At 64.1% G+C, this 23,215-nt stretch carries 20 protein-coding genes; 18 read left to right on the forward strand and 2 right to left on the reverse strand.

All coding sequences use genetic code 11. The features are described 5' to 3' along the window. Nucleotides 1–157: 157 nt before the first annotated feature. The 16 genes from ACODTW_RS00315 (at nt 158) to ACODTW_RS00390 (ending at nt 18,456) form a co-directional block, all read left to right on the forward strand. The gene (locus ACODTW_RS00315; protein WP_488943865.1) at nt 158–1,504 is read left to right on the forward strand and encodes a replication initiation protein; all 1,347 of its coding nucleotides are present in this window, start codon (nt 158–160) and stop codon (nt 1,502–1,504) included. 122 nt (nt 1,505–1,626) lie between these two features. After that, a complete protein-coding gene (locus ACODTW_RS00320) occupies nt 1,627–1,842 on the forward strand; it encodes an alkylphosphonate utilization protein (protein ID WP_488943866.1) in 216 nt (71 codons plus the stop codon). Between the two features lie 102 nt (nt 1,843–1,944). Then, complete coding sequence (locus tag ACODTW_RS00325) at nt 1,945–2,760, forward strand: alpha/beta fold hydrolase (protein WP_488943867.1); 816 nt, start codon at nt 1,945–1,947, stop codon at nt 2,758–2,760. Nucleotides 2,761–3,329: 569 nt separating this feature from the next. Beyond that, entirely contained in the window at nt 3,330–4,511 is a 1,182-nt protein-coding gene (locus ACODTW_RS00330) for a hypothetical protein (RefSeq protein WP_488943868.1), read from the forward strand. A gap of 83 nt (nt 4,512–4,594) precedes the next feature. Next, the gene (locus tag ACODTW_RS00335; RefSeq protein ID WP_488943869.1) at nt 4,595–5,494 is read left to right on the forward strand and encodes a hypothetical protein; all 900 of its coding nucleotides are present in this window, start codon (nt 4,595–4,597) and stop codon (nt 5,492–5,494) included. A 41-nt stretch (nt 5,495–5,535) separates the two neighbouring features. After that, nucleotides 5,536–5,919 carry a hypothetical protein gene (locus ACODTW_RS00340; protein ID WP_488943870.1) on the forward strand — a complete coding sequence of 128 codons (384 nt, stop codon included), beginning with the start codon at nt 5,536–5,538 and terminating at the stop codon, nt 5,917–5,919. 270 nt (nt 5,920–6,189) lie between these two features. Continuing rightward, nucleotides 6,190–6,966 carry a hypothetical protein gene (locus ACODTW_RS00345; RefSeq protein ID WP_488943871.1) on the forward strand — a complete coding sequence of 259 codons (777 nt, stop codon included), beginning with the start codon at nt 6,190–6,192 and terminating at the stop codon, nt 6,964–6,966. A 100-nt stretch (nt 6,967–7,066) separates the two neighbouring features. Continuing rightward, nucleotides 7,067–8,056, forward strand: coding sequence for a ParA family protein (locus tag ACODTW_RS00350; protein ID WP_488943872.1), 990 nt, complete (start codon nt 7,067–7,069; stop codon nt 8,054–8,056). Then, on the forward strand, nt 8,046–8,894 hold the full coding sequence (locus tag ACODTW_RS00355) for a ParB/RepB/Spo0J family partition protein (protein ID WP_488943873.1): 849 nt from the start codon (nt 8,046–8,048) through the stop codon (nt 8,892–8,894). Before ACODTW_RS00350 ends, ACODTW_RS00355 begins: the two co-directional genes overlap by 11 nt. Nucleotides 8,895–8,967: 73 nt before the next feature. Continuing rightward, nucleotides 8,968–9,630 carry a hypothetical protein gene (locus ACODTW_RS00360; protein WP_488943874.1) on the forward strand — a complete coding sequence of 221 codons (663 nt, stop codon included), beginning with the start codon at nt 8,968–8,970 and terminating at the stop codon, nt 9,628–9,630. A 440-nt stretch (nt 9,631–10,070) separates the two neighbouring features. Then, on the forward strand, nt 10,071–11,252 hold the full coding sequence (locus ACODTW_RS00365; protein ID WP_488943875.1) for an efflux RND transporter periplasmic adaptor subunit: 1,182 nt from the start codon (nt 10,071–10,073) through the stop codon (nt 11,250–11,252). A gap of 15 nt (nt 11,253–11,267) precedes the next feature. After that, nucleotides 11,268–14,393, forward strand: a complete 3,126-nt coding sequence (locus ACODTW_RS00370; protein ID WP_488943876.1) for an efflux RND transporter permease subunit — start codon at nt 11,268–11,270, stop codon at nt 14,391–14,393. Nucleotides 14,394–14,395: 2 nt separating this feature from the next. Next, complete coding sequence (locus tag ACODTW_RS00375; protein ID WP_488943877.1) at nt 14,396–15,793, forward strand: efflux transporter outer membrane subunit; 1,398 nt, start codon at nt 14,396–14,398, stop codon at nt 15,791–15,793. A gap of 600 nt (nt 15,794–16,393) precedes the next feature. Next, a complete protein-coding gene (locus tag ACODTW_RS00380; RefSeq protein WP_488943878.1) occupies nt 16,394–17,335 on the forward strand; it encodes an MraY family glycosyltransferase in 942 nt (313 codons plus the stop codon). 231 nt (nt 17,336–17,566) lie between these two features. Further along, nucleotides 17,567–17,875: a PepSY domain-containing protein gene (locus ACODTW_RS00385; protein ID WP_488943879.1), complete on the forward strand. Its 309-nt coding sequence runs from the start codon at nt 17,567–17,569 to the stop codon at nt 17,873–17,875. Continuing rightward, nucleotides 17,875–18,456 (forward strand): cytochrome b/b6 domain-containing protein, encoded by a 582-nt coding sequence (locus tag ACODTW_RS00390; RefSeq protein WP_488943880.1) that lies wholly within the window; start codon nt 17,875–17,877, stop codon nt 18,454–18,456. Before ACODTW_RS00385 ends, ACODTW_RS00390 begins: the two co-directional genes overlap by 1 nt. A gap of 71 nt (nt 18,457–18,527) precedes the next feature. Here ACODTW_RS00390 and secD read toward each other — a convergent pair whose 3' ends face one another. Then, nucleotides 18,528–21,068, reverse strand: coding sequence for a protein translocase subunit SecD (gene secD / locus ACODTW_RS00395; RefSeq protein ID WP_488943881.1), 2,541 nt, complete (start codon nt 21,066–21,068; stop codon nt 18,528–18,530). Between the two features lie 76 nt (nt 21,069–21,144). Beyond that, on the reverse strand, nt 21,145–21,525 hold the full coding sequence (locus ACODTW_RS00400; RefSeq protein WP_488943882.1) for a hypothetical protein: 381 nt from the start codon (nt 21,523–21,525) through the stop codon (nt 21,145–21,147). Between the two features lie 143 nt (nt 21,526–21,668). Here ACODTW_RS00400 and ACODTW_RS00405 point away from each other — a divergent pair, with 143 nt between their 5' ends. Both ACODTW_RS00405 and ACODTW_RS00410 read left to right on the forward strand, forming a co-directional pair. Continuing rightward, nucleotides 21,669–22,148 (forward strand): MarR family winged helix-turn-helix transcriptional regulator, encoded by a 480-nt coding sequence (locus ACODTW_RS00405; RefSeq protein ID WP_488943883.1) that lies wholly within the window; start codon nt 21,669–21,671, stop codon nt 22,146–22,148. Continuing rightward, nucleotides 22,141–23,208, forward strand: a complete 1,068-nt coding sequence (locus tag ACODTW_RS00410; protein ID WP_488943884.1) for an HlyD family secretion protein — start codon at nt 22,141–22,143, stop codon at nt 23,206–23,208. Before ACODTW_RS00405 ends, ACODTW_RS00410 begins: the two co-directional genes overlap by 8 nt. Nucleotides 23,209–23,215 lie beyond the last annotated feature (7 nt).

Raw genomic sequence — 23,215 nt, forward strand, 5'->3', positions numbered from 1 at the left:
GTGTCCCTACATGTCGGGGGCATTTGACCCACGCCCCAGGGCGTAAGGTCCGCCCCCGCCCGGTAAGGACAGGCATTTCCCCGACCAAACCGCCTTTCCTTACTTGCCAGCGCTGTAAGGAAGGGATTAGCTTGGCCGCGTTACCAGGGGAACGACCATGCCGCCCAGTCGCCGAAAGAACGCCTTGCCGGACACTGGCATCGCGGAGCCCTCGTCCTCGATCGGGGCGATGGGGGCCATCGTACCCTATGTGCCGGGCGATGGCGATGCCGGCATGGTGATCGACCTGGATGGCAGTCTGGTGGATCCGGGCAAGCCGGAGAACCTGCCATCGGTCGACCGGATGGGCCATACGGCCCGCGTGGCCGCCGCCACCTTTGAACGCGACGGGTACAAGCATCTGATCAAGGCGGCGGAGGCGGTCTATTCCTATCCCGCCAATGGTTCACGCCTGTCGCTGCCGGCGCAGAAGATGCTGAATTTCATGATCCACCTGGCCGGCAGCCAGAATTTTGCCAACAAGCTCTATCGCCTGCCCAAGAAGGTCGTGCGCGGCAACCACAAGGGCAATGAGCGCATTTTTGATGCGCTGAAGGAGATCTACGAAAGCTCTCTGGTGGTTATCGGCCCGTTTCGCGGACGGCGCAGCCGCGCCGAACTGCGCATCCTGTCCTCCTATGTCCGGCCCGAGGACGAGGTGGAAATCGACAGCGCCGATATCCATTTCCAGTTCACCGACGCGTTCCTGGAACTCCAGCGCTCCTCCCAGCTCTGGGCCCGGCTGTCGGGGCCGGCCATGGTGAAGGTGACCAGTACCTATGCCCTGAAACTCTATGAGATCGGGATGCAGCGGTACCAGATGGACCATCCGTCCCTGACGCTGGACATCGAAACGCTGCGCAAGCTGCTGAACGTGCCGGAAGGGGCGTACAAGGATTTCGGCATCCTGCGCACCCGCACCATCGACCGCGCCATGGCGGAGGTGAACCAGTTGGCGCCCTTCCGCGTGGAGATGCCGGAAGAGAAGATGAAGCGCCGCGGCCGCAAGATCGAGGAGGTCACCCTCGATTTCCATGCCAAGGACGAGGAGGAAGCGGCCGAAACCTTCCTGGAGCGCGAGCGCGATCCAGCCGGGCGCAAGGCCCGCCGCGAGGCGGGGGAGGGGGCGCCGCCCAAGGCTGTCAGCGCCCGGCCCGTGGCCGAACTGACCCCGCCGCCCATGCCTGACGCCGACGATGCCGAGGCGCTGTGGGCCGCCGCCCGCCACGCCTTGGGCCAGAAGCAGGTGCCGGGCCCGCTGCTGCGCGACCTGACCGTGGTCGGGATCGAGGAGACGGCGCGGGGATCGCGCAAGCTGGTTCTGCGCGCCGGCCACGCCGCGACCGCCGATACGGCCCGGCGCAGCCACGAGCCAACGATCCGGCTGGTCCTTTCCTCCCTCAGCTCAGGCAGCATCGGTGAGGTGGAGTTCCAGGCGGCGGGGAACACCCGTCCCGGTCGATAATCTCCGCTTGATATCGAGAGATACACAAAGCGGCGGGGGCGTGATGTGCTTTCCTCAAAGATCGGGAGCGGGCGAGTGCGTTAAGGTCCCGCCCCGGATTGACCCCCAGCAGGGTGGATGGAATGGAAGACGTCAAGGACTGCAACGGCAATATCCTGAACGAGGGTGACAGCGTCACCCTGATCAAGGATCTGAAAGTGAAGGGCGCCAATGTCACGCTGAAGCGCGGCACCGTGGTGAAGGGCATCCACCTGACCAATGACCCCGAAGAGATCGAGGGCAAGGTGGAAAAGGTGAAGGGCCTGGTCCTGAAGACCTGCTTCGTCAAGAAGGCCTGAGCCGTGACCGCCTGTTGAACAAGCCATCGGTTCAGCCTGTGTTATCCCTTCCGGTTGCGGCGATGCTGCGCCCACGATCAATCCGGAAGGGAGTGCAAGGCGATGGTTCGGTTGCGGCGCGGTTATGCGGATGGTCCTTTCGGCCAGATCCATTACTGGGATGGTGAGAAGGGCAAGCCGCTGGTGCTGCTGCACCAGGCGATCATGAGCGCCAATGAATTCGACAATGTGTTCGAGCCGTTCCTGGCCCGCGGTATCCGCCCCATCGCCATCGACCTGCCAGGCTTCGGCCTGTCCGACCCGCCGGCTACCCCGCCCAGCATCGCCGACTATGCACGGGCGGTTCCAGCCGTGCTGGACGCGCTTGGCATCGAAAAGGCAGCCGTGGGCGGGCACCATACAGGCGCCCTGGTCAGCAACGATGCCGCCAACCAGTTCCCCGACCGCATTGCGGCCGCCATTCTGGGCGGCCCGCTGCTGATCCCCGACGCCGTCCGCCAGGCGCTGATCGATGATATCGTCGTGCGTGAAAAGGCCTTCACCGCCCTGCCGGAGGGCGCACACATGGTGGAGGTGGCCAAGATCCGCGAGCGCTATGCCGCCGGTACCGTGTCGGCCGCCCGCATCACCGACTATGTCGTGCAGGCCATGCAGGCCTATGCCATGGGCACCTACTGGTATGGCCACGCCGCCAGCTTCAATTACCGGCAGGAAGCGCCGCTGATGGCGCTGCGCCAGCCGACGCTGATCCTGACCAACACGGGCGACATGATCTATCAGGCGGCCCTGGAAGCCCACCGCATGCGCCCGGACTTCGCCTTCCACGCCATCGAGGGCGGCGGCATCGACATCCTGGACCAGAGCCCCGTCGAATGGGCCAATGCCGCGGCGGATTTCCTGGCCGGAGTGGATTACTGAACTAGGGTGGCATCATTACGGCCGTTTCATCGGGGCCCCGGCGTCATGCGATGCCGGGGCCTTTGTGCATTTTCCCGGATGGACAGGGCCGACTCGATGGGAAGGGCAGGGCGCTCGCCGGCATTCACCTGCGCTGCATTGCAACATCGCTACGGCCGGCGGTCATAGAGAATTGATTTAATCGGATGGCGCTGTTGTCCGCGTTTCTTTCCAATCGACTGCATGGTGCGGCGCGGAATGAGGAAGGAAACTGAATCAACTGGCAGATATTATAAAATATATATCTATATATATTGATCATCATCGAGATGAATGCTACGCAATCAAAGCGACGCTATATCCTGATTATCTTTATCGCGAATGTCACAGATTCTTAAAGACTCGACGCTGCTGGCGAGCATTCGGGTATATATTGAATATACTAGTAGATCACGCCGTCAAAAAGACGGTATGCGTATAAAAGTCATCTAACTAATTCTTGTTATAAGATTTATATGGGTCATAAAATGCCCGTACATGGCGGAACAGACGCCATGGGAAAACGCCATCACGGGAAATCGGAGGTAACGATGTCGGATACCAAGAATTTCGTGGATCTGCAGGCCGGGTTCTATAACGCCCTGGCCCAGGGGCTGGGTTACTCCCCCAGCGATCCGTTTCAAGTCATCCAGCCGTCGCCGCCGCTGGTGTCCGGCGATGACGCAGACGAACTGCTCTGGAACTATCTGAACGCCATTCCGCCGTTCTCGCTGACGCAGAACACGGTGTTTTCCGGCGGCAACCAGTTCCTGGCCGACTATCAGGGTGTGATGTCGGCGCTGCAGGCGGCCCCGAACGACTTTCAGGCGACTGTGGGGCCTGTCTGCTTCGCTGCCTATCAGCAGGCGTTGAAGGATGGTGCCGTGAAGCCGGGGCCGGTGCAGTTCCGGAACTGGGCGTTGGTCAATGGCGCCTGTTCCAGCGTTGCCGTGTCCGGTGCGTCGGCCCTGGCGCGGGCCATGCTGGACCCGATCTTCGCGGCCCAGATGAATGTCCTGCCCTATCAGCCGGCCGGCACCGATCCGGTGGATTTCAGCCCCGGCTACAAGACCATGCTGAAGCAACTGAAGAACGCCCCGTCGCGGGCGTTCCAGGTGGCGGCGGGCAACTGGAACACCAATGTCAGCAGCACCTGGACCAAGGGTTCGACCAGCGGCATCTTCGGCCTGTGGGGTGGCAGTTCCTCCTCTTCCACCCTCAGCGAAAAGTTCGCCAGCAGCGGCGTCAGCCTGACGGCGAAATTCGCCAATGTGCTGCCGTTCAATGCGGTGCCGGGCGCCTGGTACTCCTCCTCCGCGTTTGGCCTTGCCTTCAACAATCCCGGCAAGGCGCCCTGGGCGCCGTCCAGCCCAATCAACTGGGCCAATACCTTCGGCCCGAACGGCAATATGCAGCGCTTCTGCACCAGCCTGCTGATCGCCAACAGCATGAATGTCGTGGTCACCTCCAGCGCCGTCTACGATCAGTCGGAACAGAAGGAGATTCAGTCCCATTCCTCTGCCGGTCTGTGGCCCTTCTACAGCAGCGGCGGTGGCAGCGGGTCCAGCACGTCCGTGTCCTTCACGGCGTCGGGCAACATGCAGGTCACCATCACCAGCAAGGCGGGCGTGCCCGTGGTTATCGGCTGCATCGTGCTGCCGGCCGCCCAGTATCTGGGCCATGAGGTGAAGGCGTCCGAATTGCTGACCACCAGTTACTACGCTGCCGCCTGATCCGGCCGGATCGGCAATGGTCAAGGGTGGGGCGGCTTCTGTCGCCCCACCTGTCCCTTTGTTCCGTTCCAGGAGGAAATGCCATGAGCACCTTCGATGATCTGCAGCAGGCCTATGTCAGCAGCGAAATGCGCGCGATCGGGCTTCAGCCCAGCTCGGCGCGGCTGTTCCAGCCCGGTGTCACCGTGCCGGCCACCGATGCCGATCTGTGGGCCCTGTTCAACACCATCCCGACGGCGGGCGGCACCTTCTATGCCCCATCGACGCTGGCCTTCTTCGCCGGCTATTCGACGCTGATCAATGCGCTGATACCGGGCACCAATCCGCTGGACCCAGTGAAGATCGCCCAATCGAAGCTGGCGGCCTGGGGCGGCAAGCCTCCCACCTGGAATCAGGGCGCCGACGGCCTGTCCAGGGCGTTGCAGGCCGCACCGCATCTTTCCTTCAGCTTCAGCAACCCGGCAACGCCGGATCCGGGCTATTGGGGCCTGTGGGGCAACTCCTCCCCCATCACCGGCCCGTCGGACAGCTATGCTGCCGGCTCGGTGGCGGTATCGACGGCGTTCAAGCACCTGCTGTCCTTCACGCCCACACCCGGCGACTGGTACGTGTCCACGGCCATATCGCTGGCTTATCGCAACAAGACGGGCGCCCCGTGGAATTCCGCCTCCCCCGTCACCTGGCAGACGACCTTCGGTGAAGGGGGCATGCTGCAGCAAATGCTGTCCGCGCTGGTGGTGGTTTCGGGTGTCGACATCACGGCGAGCAGCAGCACGTCCTTTTCGCCGGCGGAGCAGGCCCTGATCGCTGCCGGCCTGTCCAACGGTCTGTGGCCGCATTACCTGACCGGCAGCGGCGTCAATACCAAAGCCAGTTTCAACGCCACCGGCGGACAATTGACCACCAAGATCACCTCAACCGCCAGCACCGCGCGCATGCTGTTCGCTGTGGTGATGCCGGCGCAGCAATATCTGGGGCTGTGACCATGGTGGCCGTGGCGCCGCACCGCGCAGGGCCATTGTCCATGAACACGGGCCTGGAGAAGGCCCCCAAGCGCGACCGGCTGCAAAAGGTGTTGGCACTGCTGGCTGCTGGACCGCCCAGCGGCGATGCCGCCGGTGCCATGGCCGATGTGGAACTGGCGTTGAAGCGGGTGGAGGATGAATGGACCCTGGTGGCCGATGACCGGGCCGGCAATTGGGGCTGGGGTGCGCGCATGTATCTGCCCCCGCCCCATGTCGACATGGCCTGGTCGGACATGCCCGATGGCCGCCGCGTGGAACTGAACCGACATTTCGCGGAGTTCTATCATGACGGGCGCCTGCTGATCCGTGAGAAGGCCACGGGCGCCATCCTGCTGGATCGGGCGGGCAGCGGCCTGTTGACACCCCACAACCACACAAGTTGACAGACCGTCAACTAATCCCTATACTCCCGCGCCAGGAACATGGATGCGGCGCGGGCTTCTAGCTGGAACGGCGTGGCTGGGAGATCCTGAAGTTCGTAGCCGATATCATTAGCCCGTTGGGTTACTGCGTGCGCCGGGATCAAAAAGAATGTGCATACGGATGTCCAGAGGCGTTGGTCACGGTCTGACTGATTGAGCGGGAGGGGGAGAAGTTGACGGCTCCCTACGCGGAGGTTGGGGCGGCGTTGACGTTTGCTGCGAGAGGATGCCTTGAGCTTCGATATACCAGAACCTCTAGACAATCATTTCATCACAAGAAAACGTGCCAGGGAATTGATAGCTGGCGACCTTGGAGAGGTGTATCGTGATATAGTGCGAAGGTGTATGGTTCCAATATACTGGAAAAGACCTTTCGGTACTATGAATGGAACAAATGGTACTATTACAATAGTTAAATCAGGTGAGGACGTATTTGGTGTTACAGCGGCACATGTGTTGGGTGCCCTTCGTTGCGATATGAATTGGGCGCCTGTGAATGCATATATATATGATGTAGAGTTTAAATTTGAAATTATTGACATTAATTATGAAATTGATTTGGCGACAATTAGGCTTCCCGATCGGATAATGAAATCTGTAGGACGAGATATTGTCCCGGTATCTTTGTCGAAATACATTCCGATAATCGAAGGAAGGGGGGTTCTGATTGGTGGGTATCCAGGAAATACTAGGATTGAACATGAAGACGGTTGCAATTTTGGAATGTTCGTGGGCCTGGGCGTTGCACGAAGGGTATATGATGACAAAATCACTTGGTCACCAGACCCCAGTTCGGTAGTGCATTCGACAAGAATCCCAACGTTGCCAGAAGGTTATGAGCTAGGTGGTATAAGTGGGGGGCCATTTATTGGAAAATATGAGCGCGCCGGCTTAGAGTTTATGCAGCTAGCAGGAATTATCACGGAAGCGAGATCAGACATTCAGAATGTTGTTGCAGCCCCAGCATCGTTCATTGCACCCGATGGTAAAATACTAAAATCCGTTTAGCTCACCCCTGTTGACACCCCACAACCCCACCAGTTGACAGACCGTCAACCAATCCCTATGCTCCCGCGCCAGGAACAGCCACTAGCGATGGGGCGGGAGCATGGATGGGGCGGCGTTGAGGGCTGCGCGGGAAGCGCGGGGGGATACGCAGCAGGCCTTTGCCGACTGGCTGAACGCCCGGCTGGGCCGCCGCTATGACAAGGGCCGCGTTTCGCGCTGGGAAGGCGGCACGGAGAAGATCCCGCAGGTCGTGGCCGACATTATCGGCACCCCGGCCCGTCGCCGCCGCGACCGCGCCACCATCATCGCCATTTCCAACCAGAAGGGCGGGGTGGGCAAGACCAGTGCCGCCGTGAACATCGCTGCCGCCCTGGCCGCCCTGGGCCAGCGCGTACTGCTGGTCGATGCCGACCCGCAGGCCAGCGCCACCGTGCATCTGGGCATCAGCCAGGCCGAGGCATCGGACGCCGGCCGCACCACCTATCACGTCATGCTGAAGGACCAACCCGTGTCGGGCGCGGTCATGCCAGTCTGCGACGGGCGCTTCCACCTGCTGGCATCCACCATCCTGCTGTCGGCGGCAGAGACGGAGTTGATGGCCGAGCCCATGGGCACGCTGGTGCTGCGGGAGAAGCTGTCATCGGTCACCCGTTCCTATGATTACATCCTGCTGGATTGCCCGCCGCATCTGGGCATGATGACCCTGAATGCGCTGGCGGCCGCTACAGGTGTTTTGATCCCCGTGCAGACGGAAATGCTGGCCATGATGGGCGTGCCGCTGCTGCTGGACACCATCGCCAAGGTGCGCCGGCGCGGCAATCCCGACCTGTCCATCATCGGCATCCTGCCCACCATGTTCACATCCCGCCACACGCAGGACCGCGCCACCCTGGCCGACCTGACGGAACGGTTCGGCGGGTCTTTGCGCATCTTTACACCGGTTCCCCGTTCCACCATCTTCCCGCAGTCGGTGGCAGCCGCCATGCCGACGGTGGATGTGGCGACCGACCCGGCCATCGTCGCCCCCTTCCGGGAGGTGGCGCATTCCCTGATCCAGGCCGACCAGACGGAGGAAGCCGATGTCGCGTAAGCTCGCCCGCACCAACCCGGCTCTGGCCCCCGCCGCCCCCCTGGTGCCCCGCGACAGCGGCCTGAACCGTCTGTTCGGCACCTCGGCCGATTTCCCCGAACTGGTGGAACTGGACCTGGATCAGGTGCAGCCCAACCCGGAACAGCCGCGCCGCCATTTCGACCCGCAGGCATTGCAGGAACTGGCCGACAGCATCCGCCATAACGGCCTGCTGCAACCCATCCTGGTGAAGAAGCATGCCGATGGCGGCTATCTCATCGCGGCGGGGGAACGGCGCTGGCGCGCACATGGGCTGCTGGGCAAGCCCACCATCTTCGCCGTCATCACCAAGGGCGATATCGAAGAAGTGGCCCTGGTGGAGAATTTGCAGCGCCGCGACCTGGACGCGCTGGAGACGGCATCAGCCCTGGCCCGGCTGGGCGAACGGCACAATTATCAGCAGGAACAACTGGCCGTCGTCGTCGGCCTCTCCAAGTCGGAGGTCTCCCGCCTGCTGGCCCTGCGCGGCCTGCCGGAGAAGATCCAGGCCGAATATCCGGCCTTCCGCGACAAGGTCACGAAAAGCCATCTCTATCTGCTGGCCGACACGGAAGGGGAGGCGGCACGCCTTACCTTATGGGGGCGGATCAAGGATGGCGCCACCATCAAGGAACTGCGCGCCGCCAAGCAGGCGCCGTCTACTGCCGAGGCTACGCCGGAAAGCCCCGTGCTGAGCGTGGCGCGCAAGCTGGGCCGCAGCCTGGATAAGCTGTCGGACAGGGCCGGGCGGCTGGCCGACGACGAGGTGCAGTCGCTGACGGAACTGCGCGATCGGATCGACCGCCTGATCCGGGGGTGATTGCGACGTCGCAAGCATGCCCCCACGCGGTAAGGAAAGACGAGTCGCCCCCAGGGCGTAAGGATGTGAGATGATGCGCAAGCTGATAATCCCGATGCTGACCGTCTGGCTGGTGGCAAGCCCGGCAATGGCCCAGAATCAGGCCCCTGCCACGTCGCCGCAGGCCGCGCAGGCGGCCAAGCAGGTGAAGGTGGAAGGCTTTCGGAATGCCCGTTTCGGCATGGACGAGGCCCAGGTCCGCGCCGCGATCGGTAAGGATTTCAAGCTGTCCGGTGACGCCATCCAGCGGGTGGAGGACCCCACGGAGCGGACGACGGCCCTGATCGTGAAGGTCAATGATCTGCTTCCGGAAACAGGACCAGCCGTCGTCGCCTACATCATGGGGTACAAGTCCAAGAAACTGTTCCGTATCAATGTGATCTGGGGACAGGAGATCGGATCGCCGACAAAGCCCGACCAGATCGTGGCCGGCGCCAATGCCCTGCGCAACTATCTGGTGGATCAGGGTTATCGCAAGGAAGGGCTGGTGTTGAACCAGCCGCTGGGCAATGACAATGTCCTGGTCTTCCAGGGCACGGACATTCAGGGCCGGCTGACGGAACTGGTACTGGGCGTCATTTCCACACCGTCGGGCAAGAAGGATGTGCCGCCCACCGCCAGCGGGGCCAGCATGCGCCTGTCCTATGTCGAAAAGCCGGCGGAACCCGACATCTACAAGGTTCCCGGCGGGTTCTGAGCCCTTTCCTTACCGTTCGGGGGAATCCTTACGGCCGGGGGGATTTTTTCTCCCCGGACTGTCGGCAACCAGCCCGGCCAGTCGTCTTCCTGTTATCCGGGCACCGTTGTGGCAGACCCGGCAGGGAGGGCGCTTTGCACACACGAAACCGTTTCGCACCATCTGAAATTTTGCAACGGGGGCCTGCGGACATATTCCCGCCGCCTTTGTGATTGCGGTCACTGGCCCGGGAACGGACGTGAACCATATATCCGGCGTACTGGCGGCATCCTGACGGCGGCCAGTGTGCGGATTGCGGGCGGCCTTATCGCTAAATGGATAGGTTGCCTCTGTCGTTCTGCACATTCACCATGCCAAGTGGCTATGATACATCCGATATCGGATGTAATTTCGTGACCGGACTGCCGGTCGAACCTGAAGAATCCAAGGGAATACAAGAAATGTCTGTCCTGTCCCGCCGTTACGGCCCGCTGATGCTTATGGCGCTGTCGCTTGCCGCCTGTGGCAAGGATGCTGGTGGCGGGGGGATGCAGGGCGGGGCTATGCCCCCGGCGGAGGTCGCGGTCGTCTCCGTCCAGGCCGCCCCTTACACCCTGACCACGGAACTGACAGGCCGCGTGACGCCGTACCGGGTGGCGGAGATTCGGCCACAGGTGTCCGGCATCATCAAGGACCGCCTGTTCACCGAAGGCAAGGATGTGGCGGCGGGCCAGCCGCTGTACCAGATCGACCCCGCTCCTTATCGTGCCACGCTGGCCCAGGCGCAGGCAGAACTGAAAAGTGCCGAAGCCACGCTGACCTCGGTCAAGTCCAAGGCTGCACGCTACAAGGAACTGGTGGCGGTCAAGGGCGTCAGCCAGCAGGAATATGAAGACGCCGTGGCCGATCTGGGCGCACGGGAAGCCGCCGTGGCTGCCGCCCGTGCCGCCATAGACACGGCACGCATCAATCTGGACTATGCCAGCCTCACCTCCCCCATCGCCGGCCGCGTCGGCAAGTCGCGCGTGACGCCGGGCGCTCTGGTCACCGCCGGTCAGGCGGACATGCTGACCAGCGTCACCCAGCTTGACCCGATCTATATCGACCTGACGCAGGCATCCGACGCGTTGTCGCTGCTGCGACGCCAGGCGGCAGCCGGACAGGTCAGCGTCCCCGAAGGCGGCAAGCTGAAGGTCAAGCTGCTGCTGCCCGACGGTGCCACCTATGCGGAGACGGGCGAGCTGGACTTCACTGACATCACCGTGGACCAGGGGACCGGCACCGTCGGCCTGCGCGCCACCTTCCCCAACAAGCATCTGGAACTGTTGCCCGGCATGTTCGTGCGTGCCGTGGTCGATCAGGGCACGCATGCCCAGGCCTTCCTGGTGCCGCAGCAGGCCGTGATGCATGTGCAGGGCGGCATGGCCATGGCCATGATCATCAACAAGGATGATGTGGTGGAGCCGCGCCCCGTGAAGGCGGAGATGGCCGTCGGTGACCAGTGGGTCGTGACCCAGGGGCTGGCGTCGGGTGACCGCGTCATGGTTCAGGGCATCATGAAGGCTGCCCCCGGTGCCAAGGTGAAGCCCGTCCCCTATCAACCCGCAGCAGCGGCCGCCGCCGCTCCGGCACAGGCCCACTGACCGGAGTAGTGCATCATGGCGAAATTCTTCATTGATCGCCCGGTCTTCGCCTGGGTGATCGCCATCGTGATCATGCTGGCGGGCGCCCTGTCGATCATGCGGCTGCCGATCGAGCAGTACCCGGCCATCGCCCCGCCCACCATCGCTGTCAATGCGTCCTATCCGGGGGCGTCGGCCGAGACGCTGGAAAAGACCGTGACCCAGGTTCTGGAACAGAACCTGAAGGGCATCGACAATCTGCGCTATATCGGCGCCACCAGCGATTCGTCGGGCGCCGTCACCATCAACCTGACCTTCAATGCCGGGACCGATCCCGACATCGCCCAGGTGCAGGTGCAGAACAAGGTGTCGCCGGCCCTGTCGCAGTTGCCGTCGGAAGTGCAGCAGCGCGGCGTGACCGTCACCAAGGCGTCCATGAGCTTCCTGATGGTTGTCGGCCTGATGTCGACGGATGGCAGCCTGGACGGCAATGACCTGGGCGATTTCGTCGTTTCCCGCATCCAGGACCCGGTCAGCCGCGTCAATGGCGTGGGCAGCGTGCAGGTCTTCGGCGCCTCCTATGCCATGCGTATCTGGCTGGACCCGATCAAGATGGCCGGTTTCGGCCTGACGGTGGACGAGGTGACCGCCGCCATCAAGGCCCAGAACGCCCAGGTATCGGCGGGGCAGGTCGGCGGCACGCCGTCGCCCCTGGGCCAACAGTTGAACGCCACCGTCACGGCGCAGAGCCGCATGCAGACGCCCGGGCAGTTTGAAGCGGTGGTGGTGAAATCCAACGCCGACGGTTCGGCCGTGCATCTGCGCGACGTGGCCCGTGTCGAGCTGGGCGGCGAAAGCTATGAAATCGTCTCCCGCCTGAACCAGAAGAACGCCGCGGGCTTCGCCGTTAGCCTGGCGCCTGGCGCCAACGCCCTGGAAACGGCCGAGGCGGTGAAGGCCACGATCGAACGCCTGCGCCCCAGCTTCCCGGCGGGCGTGGACGCCATCTACCCCTATGAGACGACGCCGTTCGTGCGGTTGTCGATCCATGAGGTGGTGAAGACCCTGGCCGAAGCGGTCGTGCTGGTCTTCCTGGTCATGTATGTGTTCCTGCAGAGCATCCGGGCCACCCTGATCCCGACCATCGCCGTGCCGGTGGTGCTGCTGGGCACGTTCGGTGTGCTGGCGGCGTTCGGCTTCACCATCAACACCTTGACCCTGTTCGGCGTGGTGCTGGCCATCGGCCTGCTGGTCGACGATGCCATCGTGGTGGTGGAAAATGTCGAACGCGTGATGCACGAGGATGGGTTGTCCCCGCGTGAGGCGACGCGCAAATCCATGGGTCAGATCACGGGCGCCCTGGTCGGTATCGGCCTGGTCCTGTCGGCCGTGTTCGTGCCCATGGCCTTCTTCCCCGGCTCCACCGGCGTCATCTATCGCCAGTTCTCCATCACCATCGTCTCGGCCATGGCGCTGTCGGTGCTGGTGGCACTGGTGCTGACGCCGGCTTTGTGTGCCAGCCTGCTGAAGGCGCAGTCCCATGAGGAGCGCAAGGGCTTCTTCGGCTGGTTCAACCGCAGCTTCAACCGCACCAACCACGCCTATGTCGGCGCTGCCCAGGGCCTGTTGCGCCGGTCCAAGCGCTTCCTGCTGGTCTTCGCCGTGCTGGTCACGGGCATGGCGGTCCTGTTCACCCGCCTGCCCACCGCCTTCCTGCCGGAAGAGGACCAGGGCATCATCTTCGCCATGGTCATGACGCCGCCGGGCGCTACCCAGGGCCGTACACTGGACGTGGTGAAGGAGGTGGAGAATTATCTGGCGGGCCCGGAAAAGGCCTATGTGAAGGATATGTTCTCCGTCGCCGGCTTCAGCTTCGCCGGCCAGGGCCAGAATGCGGCCATCCTGTTCGTGAACCTGAAGGACTGGTCACAGCGCACGGGCAAGGATGCCACGGCCCAGGCCATCGCCATGCGCATGATGGGCGCCTTCATGGGCCAGAAAGATGCCATGGTCTTCGCCTTTACCCCGCCGTCGGTGCAGGATCTGGGCAATGCCACGGGTTTCGACCTGCAGCTTCTGGACGAAGGTGGGCTGGGCCACGACGCCCTGATGGCGGCCCGCAACCAGCTGATGGGCATGGCGGCCCAGAATCCGGCCGTGGTGGGCGTGCGCCCCAACGGCATGGAAGACACCGCCCAGTTGAGTGTAGAGGTCGACAAGGACAAGGCCGCCGCGCTGGGCCTGTCCATCGCCGACATCAACAGCACGCTCTCTTCCATGTGGGGATCGTCCTATATCGACGATTTCGTGGACCGTGGCCGCGTGAAGCGCGTGTTCATCCAGGCCGACGCCCCGTTCCGGGCCCTGCCGGAGGATCTGGGCAAGCTGCATGTGCGCAATGCCAAGGGGGAGATGGTGCCCTTCTCCGCCTTCGCCAAGGCTGTCTGGGCCCATGGCTCGCCGCGCCTGGAACGGTTCCAGGGGGCGTCGGCCATGAATATCCAGGGCCAGCCGGCGCCGGGCTACAGCTCCGGTCAGGCCATGGCGGCGATGGAGGAGATGATCGGCAAGCTGCCGCAGGGCATCGGCTATGCCTGGACCGGCCTGTCGTACGAAGAACGACTGTCCGGGTCGCAGGCCCCGGCGCTCTATGCCATCTCGCTGCTGGTCGTGTTCCTGTGTCTGGCGGCGCTGTATGAAAGCTGGTCCATCCCGTTCGCGGTGATGCTGGTGGTGCCGCTGGGCGTGCTGGGGGCGGTGCTGGCCGCCACCCTGACGGGCCTGGCCAATGACATCTATTTCCAGGTCGGCCTGCTGACCACCATCGGCCTGTCTGCCAAGAACGCCATCCTGATCGTGGAATTCGCCAAGGAATATTACGAGAAGGGCATGGACCTGACGGAAGCCACGCTGGAAGCTGCACGCCAGCGCCTGCGCCCCATCATCATGACGTCCCTGGCGTTCATTCTGGGCGTTTCGCCCCTGGCTTTGGCATCGGGTGCCGGATCGGGCAGCCAGAACGCCATCGGTATCGGTGTGGTCGGTGGCATGCTGTCGGCGACGTTGCTGGCCATCTTCTTTGTCCCCCTGTTCTTTGTAGGGGTGGAGCGGCTGGCCGGCAGGACCAAACAGGCCCGCAACAAAACCGGCGGGCGGGAGTGAGCATGATGAGGACGAAGCTGATCCTGGCCCTGGCCCCGCTGCTGCTGGCCGGATGCTCCATGGCGCCGGATTATCAGACGCCAGGCACGGGTGTTGCCGACCGTTATCCGACGGCCAGCAGTGCGGCCCCGGCAGCCGCGGCGGCCGTCGCCGATGTCGGCTGGCGTGATTTCTTCCTGGATGGGGAATTGCGCGGGCTGGTCGACCAGGCCCTGGCCCAGAACCATGATCTGGTGCAGGCCACGGCCAATGTCGAACGCGCCCGTGCGCTTTACGGCGTGCAGCGGGCCGATCAGTTGCCGACCCTGAACGGCACGGGCCAGGCCGCCCGCGCCCGCGTCGTCGAACCGCAGCCGGCCACGGGCAACAGCTACAGCGTCGGGCTGGGCGTCACGGCCTTCGAGCTGGACCTGTTTGGCCGGGTGCGCAACCTGTCGGACGCGGCCCTGGAAAGCTATCTGGCGACGCAGGCAGCGCGGGAAACGACGCGGCTGGCCCTGATTGCAGAGGTTGCCAACGCCTATCTGACCCTGCTGGCCGATCGGGAGCAACTGGCCCTGGCCGAGCGGACCTTTGCCACACAGAAGGAAAGCTATGACCTGATCAAGCAATCCTTCGACCGTGGCACCAAAAGCCAGCTGGACCTGCGCCAGGCCGAAACGGCGCTGGAGACGGCGCGTGGCGACCAGATTGCCTATCGCCGGCAGGTGGCGCAGGACGAGAACGCCCTGACCCTGCTGGTCGGATCGCCGGTGACCGTGGCGGCTGGTCGGGCGCTGGGGGCGGATGGCAGCCTGCTGATACCGGGATTGCCGGAAGGACTGCCGTCCGACCTGCTGGCGCGCCGGCCCGATATCGCCCAGGCCGAACACACGCTGCGCGCCGCCAATGCCAATATCGGCGCCGCGCGGGCCGCCTTCTTCCCCAAGATCAGCCTGACATCGGCCCTGGGTACGGCGTCCAGCTCGCTGTCCGGCCTGTTCGGCAGCGGGTCGAAGACCTGGAATGTCGGGGCGGACGCCAGCCTGCCGATCTTCGATTTTGGCCGCAACCAGTCCAACCTGGACGTGGCCAAGGCTGATCGGGACATTGCTGTGGCCCAGTATCAGGGGGCCGTGCGCACGGGCTTCCGCGAGGTGGCGGACGCGCTGGCGGCACGGTCGACCCTGGACGACCAGATTGCCGCCCAGGCGGCCCTGGTGGCGGCCGCGACCGACAGCCATGCCCTGTCCCGGGCCCGGTACGACCGCGGGATTGACAGCTACCTGCAGGTGCTGGACGCGCAGCGCACACAATACGCTGCCGAGCGCAGCCTGATTGCCTTGCGCCAACAGCGTCTGACCAATCTGGTCACGCTCTATAAGGCGCTGGGCGGCGGCATGGGAGACCGGGCTGGTTAATTTGCCGCGATGCAACAAGGCATTCCGGAGAAGGGGCGGGCACCGTGCAGACGGGCCCGCCCTTTCGACTCGCGGGCCCGGATAAGGAGCCGCTTTGGGGGCTGCGGCCTGGTGCCGCTGTCGGAACGGTGCGGTGGCCGTAAGCCAAAAGGCCTTGTATTCCGCCACTTCTGGCCAAGCGCCCTACCAGAAGGGCATAGATGGCAACGACGAAAGAGCGTGCCAATCGCACCGTCGATATGATAATCTCGATGTCAGTAAGTTGTTTTTGTCCGTCTGCGCTTCAGACGCAGACCATCCCTACGGTAATGTCTTCACGATTAACCGGGGCCTATGGTAAACCAGCCAAGGCTTCGGCGCTGCGGTACGAAGGGGCGGACCGCGGAACAATGGTAAGAAGATCGCGTTTTCGGTTGGGTGGCCCATCAAATTCCGGCATGGGGTCGGGATTGTGATCTGGGCGGTCGCCGGAAGGCAAACTCGCAAACCCGCGCTTGAAGGGTGGCAAAATTGATTTATGCACTTGCTGTTGTTCTGCAGATCGCCCTGTCTGCCCTGATCTGCCTCAAGGCTCCCCAGATCGGGACGGTTTTGGGGATCATGGACAAACCCGACAGTTTGCGGAAATTGCATCGCGGCGCAGTCCCCCTGGTGGGTGGGCTGGCCATTCTGCTGCCCGCCACCCTGATCGGCGCCGGTCTTTCCGTCATCGACGGCGTGTCAGCCCACTGGATCATCGTACCGGTGATGGTCACATTGTTCGTCATGGGCATGCTTGACGACCGGCAGCACCTGCCGCCCGTCGTGCGCCTTTCTGTTTCGCTGGTCATGTTCACGCTGGCGGTGATCCTGGCGCCGGCTCTGGCCATTTCGGCCCTGGATTTCGGCGACGGCACCAAGATCCTGCTGCCGCCGGTGATGGGCGCCATGCTGACCATCATCAGCCTTGTCGGCTTCCAGTATGCCTTCAACATGAGCGACGGCGCCAATGGCATCGCCAGCGGCATGGCCATGATCTGGGCCCTGTTCTTCGCCCTGGCCGGCGCCGGTACCTATTCGATGCTGGCGCTGCTGGTGCTGGCCGGCGGGGCCGTGTTCCTGACCTTCAACATGCGTGGCCGCATCTTCCTGGGTGACAGCGGTGCCTATGGCATCTCTGCCGTCATGGGCTTGCTTGGGCTGGCCGTTACCAGCCATCCGGACAGCGCGCTCGGCAATATGCAGCTGATGGGCCTGTTCCTGCTGCCTGTCGTCGATTGCCTGCGGCTGATCGTCAGCCGTCTGAAGGCCGGTCGGGCGCCGTTCTCGCCGGATCGTGAACATCTGCATCACTATCTGCTGCGCTGGCTGGTCTCGCCGGCCCGCACGGCCGCTTTCTACTGGATGATGGTGGCGCTGCCCAATGCCATCGGCTTGCTGGTCGGCGGGGCGTCGGGCTTCCTGCTGACGATCATCATCACGCTGGCGCTGTACCGCGTCGCCATCGCCAAGACGGCGGGCGTGTCGGCTCCGGCTGGCGCGGTGGGCGGCGAGGCACGCTGATAAGACCTGTTCCTTCGGGCGCGGGCCGTCGGTCGCCGGCCTTCGGGAGCGATCAGAGGACTCCTGGGTTGAACAAGTTTCCTGACCCGCCGGGCTCCTCCCGAAGCGGTGTGACTGACAAGCGGCCGGGGATTTTCCCGGCCGTTTTTCTTTTCGGCTCCCATTCAGGCTGGGTTCAGCCGGCTCCTGTCAGGATGTGCGCATCCTCACAAACGGACAGGAGTTCCTTCCATGCTGTATCCCCGTTTCATCGCCGTGGCCCTGCTGGCCGGTTCCATGGGCCTGGGTGCCTATGCCTGGGCGCAAGGGGCGGGCACCCCGGCCACCGCCACGGCCCCGACCACCGCTGCCCCGGCGGATGCCTTGCCCATCCCTGCCTTGCTGGACAAGCTGACGGCCCAGGGCTATCGCGACATCAGCGAGGTCGAGCGCAAGGGCGACCGCAAGGTGGAGGTCAAGGCCATCGCCCCCGATGGTCGCCGGAAAGAAATTTATGTTGATGCCCGCACGGGCGAGATCCTGAAAGTGGAGAATGACTGATGGGCACGCTTCCTCTTTCGGCAGGGGCGGCGGCGTCAGCCGCCCCCACCGCCGCCCCCATGGTCCGCGTCTGGGACCCCGTGGTGCGCCTCACCCACTGGACCATCGCCGCCGCCTTCCTGACCGCCTGGCTGTCGGCGGAAGAGATGATGGGCGTGCATGAGGCCGCAGGCCTGACCATCATCGCCGTGGTCGGCCTGCGGGCGCTGTGGGGCCTGGTCGGCCCCCAGCATGCCCGCTTCGACGATTTCGTGCCCACGCCGGCCGGCCTGCTGGCCTATGGGCGGCAGCTGCTGACCGGCAAGGCCACGCGCCATCTGGGGCATAACCCCGCCGGTGGCGCCATGGCCGTGGCCCTGTGGCTGTCGTTGCTGGGCACGGCGGCGCTGGGCCTGATCACCCGCTATCCCACCGAGGCCCTGCGTCCCTTCAAGCATATGCTGGAGGAGGGGCACGAGGTGATGGCCAACGCCACCCTGGCCCTGGTCGCCCTGCATCTGGCCGGCGTGCTGCTGAGCAGCCTGCTGCACTGGGAAAACCTGCCGCGTTCCATGGTGACCGGCATGAAGCGGGCGGATTGATCCGCATCCAAACAAAAACCCCGGCGCCTCTCAGTGCCGGGGTTTTCGTCATTCAAGGGGGGGGGCCTGGATCAGGCCTTCGCGCTCTCGCCTTCGCCTTCCGTGCCGGGCGTGTCGTCGCCCGTCATGGTCTTGCGCAGCCGGTTCTCACCCAGATAGAGCAGGATGGGCGCGGCGATGAAGATGGAAGACGATGTCGCCAGCAGGATGCCGAACAGCAGCGCCCAGGCAAATTCCCGCAACGCTTCCCCGCCATAGATGGCCAGGGGCACGATGGACAGGAACACGGCGATGTTGGTGTTGATCGTGCGGGTCAGCGTTTCGTTGATCGACCGGTCGATCAACTCGCGCAGCGGCATCTTGCGATAAAGCCGCAGGTTTTCGCGCACGCGGTCATAGACCACAACCTTGTCATTGATGGAGAAGCCCATGATGGTCAGCATGGCGGCGATGGCCGTCAGGTTGAACTGCATCCCCGTCAGCGCGTAGAAGCCGATGGTCTTGGTCACGTCCAGCAGCATGGTCACCACGGCACCGATGCCGAACTGCCATTCAAACCGGATGGTGATGTAGAACAGCATGGCGAACGCCGCCAGACCGAGCGCCAGCATGCCATCATGGAACAGTTCGGACGACACGGACGCGCCAACCGCTTCCACGCGGCGGACTTCGGTGCCGGGGAAATGCTGGTCCAGGGCGGCCGTCACGGCCTTGATCGCGGCCTGCTGGTTGGCTTCCGCCCCTTCCTGACGTTCCATGCGCAGGATGACATCCCGGTCGGTGCCGAACGCCTGCAGGGCCACCGGACCGACATTCACGCCTTCCATCACTTCACGCAGCTTGGGGAAGTCCGTCGGCTCCGTCGTGCGCACTTCCATGACGATGCCGCCGGCAAAGTCGATGCCGTAATTCAGCCCCGGCTTGAAGAACATGAAGACGGACGCCGTGGACAGGACAACCGATACGGCCAGACCGATATGGCGGCCGTTCATGAAGTTGATCTTCATGCCCACGGTCTTCAGCTGCAACGGCCCAAACACGGGCAGCGTCTTGGGCCGCGAGCGCTTGTACCAGATGGCCGTCAGCAGGCGGGCCACCAGCGTGGCCGTGAACATGGAGGTGATGATGCCTAGCGACGTGGTGACAGCGAACCCCTTCACCGATCCCGTGCCCACGATATAGAGCAGGATCATCTTGATCAGCGTGGTCAGGTTACTGTCGGTGATGGTCGCCATGGCCTTGGAATAGCCGGTTTCCAGCGCCGACAGGGCCGTCTTGCCCTTGCGCAGCTCTTCCTTGATGCGTTCGTTGATCAGGATGTTGGCATCAACCGACATGCCGAGCGTCAGTACCACGCCGGCAATGCCGGGCAGGGTCAGGGTCGCTTCCAGCATGGCCAGCGAGGACAGCGTCAGGAACAGGTTGAACAGCAGGGCAATATTGGCGATGGCGCCGAACTTGCCATAGGTGATCCACATATAGGCGAAGACCAGCGCCACACCGACCAGGCACGAAACCAGGCCGGCCTTGATGCTGTCCGCGCCCAGTTCGGGTCCGATGGAGCGTTCTTCCACCACGGTCAGCGGGGCGGGCAGGGCACCGGCGCGCAGCAGCACGGCCAGTTCGGTGGCCGACTGGGCCGTGAAATTGCCGCTGATCTGGCCACGCCCGCCCAGGATCGGTTCATTGATCACAGGTGCGGAAATGACCCGTCCGTCCAGAACGATGGCGAAGGGGCGGCCAACATTGGCCTTGGTGATGTCGGCGAAGCGGCGGGCGCCGATGCTGTCGAAGCTGAAGGACACGACCCAGCGGCCCGTCTGCGGGTCGGCGCTGGGCTGGGCGTCGGTCAGGGTGGCGCCGTCCACTTCCACGCGCTTGCGCACCAGCACCTGACCGCCGCCGGCCCCACGGTCGCTGTTGTTCAGCCATTCAAAACCCGGCGGCGCCGGCGTGCCCGGCACCGCCGTGGCGTCACCGACCAGATGGAAGGTCATCTTGGCCGTCTGGCCCAGCAGGCGCTTGATACGGCCGGGATCGGTGACACCCGGCAGCTGCACCAGCACGCGCGACTGGCCCTGACGGGCCACGATCGGCTCGTTCACGCCGGTTTCGTCGATACGGCGGCGCACGATTTCCAGCGACTGGTCCACGGCCTTGCTGACGCGGTTGGCCAGGGCTTGCGGACCGAAATCCAGGCGCAGGCGCCCGGCTTCCGGCACGATGGTGAAATCGCCCAGCTCACCCGGCATGGCGCCACGGGTCAGCGGGGCCAGGGCATCGGTGACGCGGCTGGCATCCGACGGATCGGCCAGACGCACGACAATGCCGTTGCCATCCACAGCCACGCCGGCCACACGCAGTTCCGCCGTGCGCAGCAGGCCGCGGATCTCATCCGTGGCGTTTTCCAGCCGCTCGCGCTTCACCGCATCGGCATCCACCTCCAGCAGCAGGTAGGAGCCGCCCTGCAGGTCAAGGCCGAGATTGAAATGACGGGCGGGCAGCCAGGAGGGGATGTTGGCCGGCCCGATCAGGCTGGGGATCGACAGAACGATGCCCAGGAAGCAGATCAGCAGGATGACTGCCGTCCGGACCTTGGAGAAATTCAACATGGGATAGGTTCCGATCATGGGAACCGGACGCACAGGGCCGGTTCGATCAAACTTGTTCGGAGGAAAAGCGGTCGGGTCAGGCCGGAACCGGCGGCCCGCGGGGGCGCCCCGTCGGGCCGGACAGGCCACCCGCCACGCGAACCGGGTCCACGGGCGGAAGCGCCAATGTCAGGAAAGTCGGTGACACCCCATCGGCGTGGGGCAGCAGCGGGCCGACACCGCCGCCCGTCGTCGGTGCGGCCTTGCCGTCGATCCGGTACAGGCCCTGCAGCAGGGCCGTCTGTGTCGGGGCCGTCAGGCGGCTGTCGCAGTCGCGGTCCTGTTCGGGGCTGCGCACCGTGCAGCCGGACGCGATGCCGGCCGACAGGCGTGCCGAGACGCTGTCGCCCATGGCGCCGGTCAGCAGCACCAGGGCCGCCAACAGCATCAACCGCCAATGGGGCAGGGACAATCGCACCGGCTTCACCGCATCCTTTCTATCAGATCGGCAGAAATACGCGCGAGACCGGCCTGTGGCAAGCGCCGTCTCCGCAGCCGCGCATGGCTGGTCCGGCGTTTATGGCATTGCTTATAGTAAGCGTGCTTATAATATGCAGGGTCATGAGCAGCAGCGATCCCACCACCCATTTTGGAACCAATCTGGCCGACACGGCGCGCCTGTTGCGCCGGCGTTTCGACCAGCGCCTGCGCTTCAGCGGCAGCACGCGGGCGCAGTGGCATGCCATTTTCAAGATTTCCAAGAATCCCGGTGTCAAGCAGGCCGAACTGGCCGAGGCGCTGGAGGTGGAACCGATCACGCTGACGCGCATGCTGGACCGCATGGTGGAAGGGGGCTGGGTGGAACGTCAGCCGGACCCCAATGACCGCCGCGCCCGCCTTCTGGTCCTGACGGACAAGGCGCGCGATGCGCTGGCCCCCATGCGGATCGTCGTCGAAGAGATTTACGAGGAGGCGCTGGCCGGCCTGACCCCGCAGGAGCGGGACGAGCTGGTCCGGCTGTTGGTCCGGGTCCGGGCCAACCTGTCGGCGATGGAGGGTCCGTCGGTCGAGCGCCCGCAGAATGGTGATGAAAATGAGTGAGACCGAGAAGACGACCATGTCCGTCGGGCGCCGCCTGATCCTGGGTCTGGCCCTGCCTTTGGCCCTGGCGGCTGCCGGCGGCTATGTCTGGGTGACTGGCGGGCGTTTCATCAGCACCGACAATGCCTATGTCAAGCAGGACAAGGTCGGCGTTTCCCCGGAAGTACAGGGCCGCATCATTGCGGTACATGCCGCGGAAAACCGTCCCGTGAAGCGCGGCGACGCCCTGTTCGAGATCGACCCACAGCCCTATCGCATCGCGCTGGCCCAGGCTGACGCGGCCCTGGCCACGGCCCGGCTGGAGGTGGAGCGCCTGCGCGCCACCCTGTCGCATCAGCGTGCCGAGCTGGAACAGGCCGAACAGGATATGGATTACCGCCGCCGCGATTATGAGCGTCAGTCCAAGCTGGCCCAGAGCGGCTATGCCGCCCAGTCCAAGCTGGACGAGGCCCGCAACGAGCTGCGCGCCGCGGAGCAGGGCGTGGTCAAGGCCCGCCAGGGTGTGGCCGCTGCGCTGGCCGGTCTGGCCGGCAATCCCGACATTCCCACCGACAGTCACCCCAGCGTCATGCAGGCCCAGGCAACCCGCGACCGCGCGGCGCTTGAGCTGGAACGCACCCGTGTGATCGCGCCGGCGGACGGCATCGCCAGCCAGACCGATCGTCTGCAGGTGGGCCAGTTCGTCATGCCCGGCCTGTCCATGATGTCGATCGTGGAGACGCAATCCGTCTTCATCGAAGCCAATGTCAAGGAAACCGACCTGACCCATATGCAGTCGGGCCAGACGGCGACCGTCGTGCTGGACGCCTTTCCCGACCGCCAGCTGAAGGCCCGCATCGCCAGCATCGGCGCCGGCACGGGTTCTGAATTCTCCATTCTTCCCGCCCAGAATGCCACGGGCAACTGGGTGAAGGTGGTGCAGCGCGTGCCGGTGCGCCTGGAACTGGCCGATGGCGGCAAGGTGCCGCTGCGCGCCGGCCTGTCGGCCACGGTGGAGATCGATACGGGCCATGCGCGCGGCCTGCCCGGCTTCGGTACCGCCCAGGCCGCCGAAGAGTGAGCGGGGG

The organism is Niveispirillum sp. FG148 (assembly GCF_057809655.1).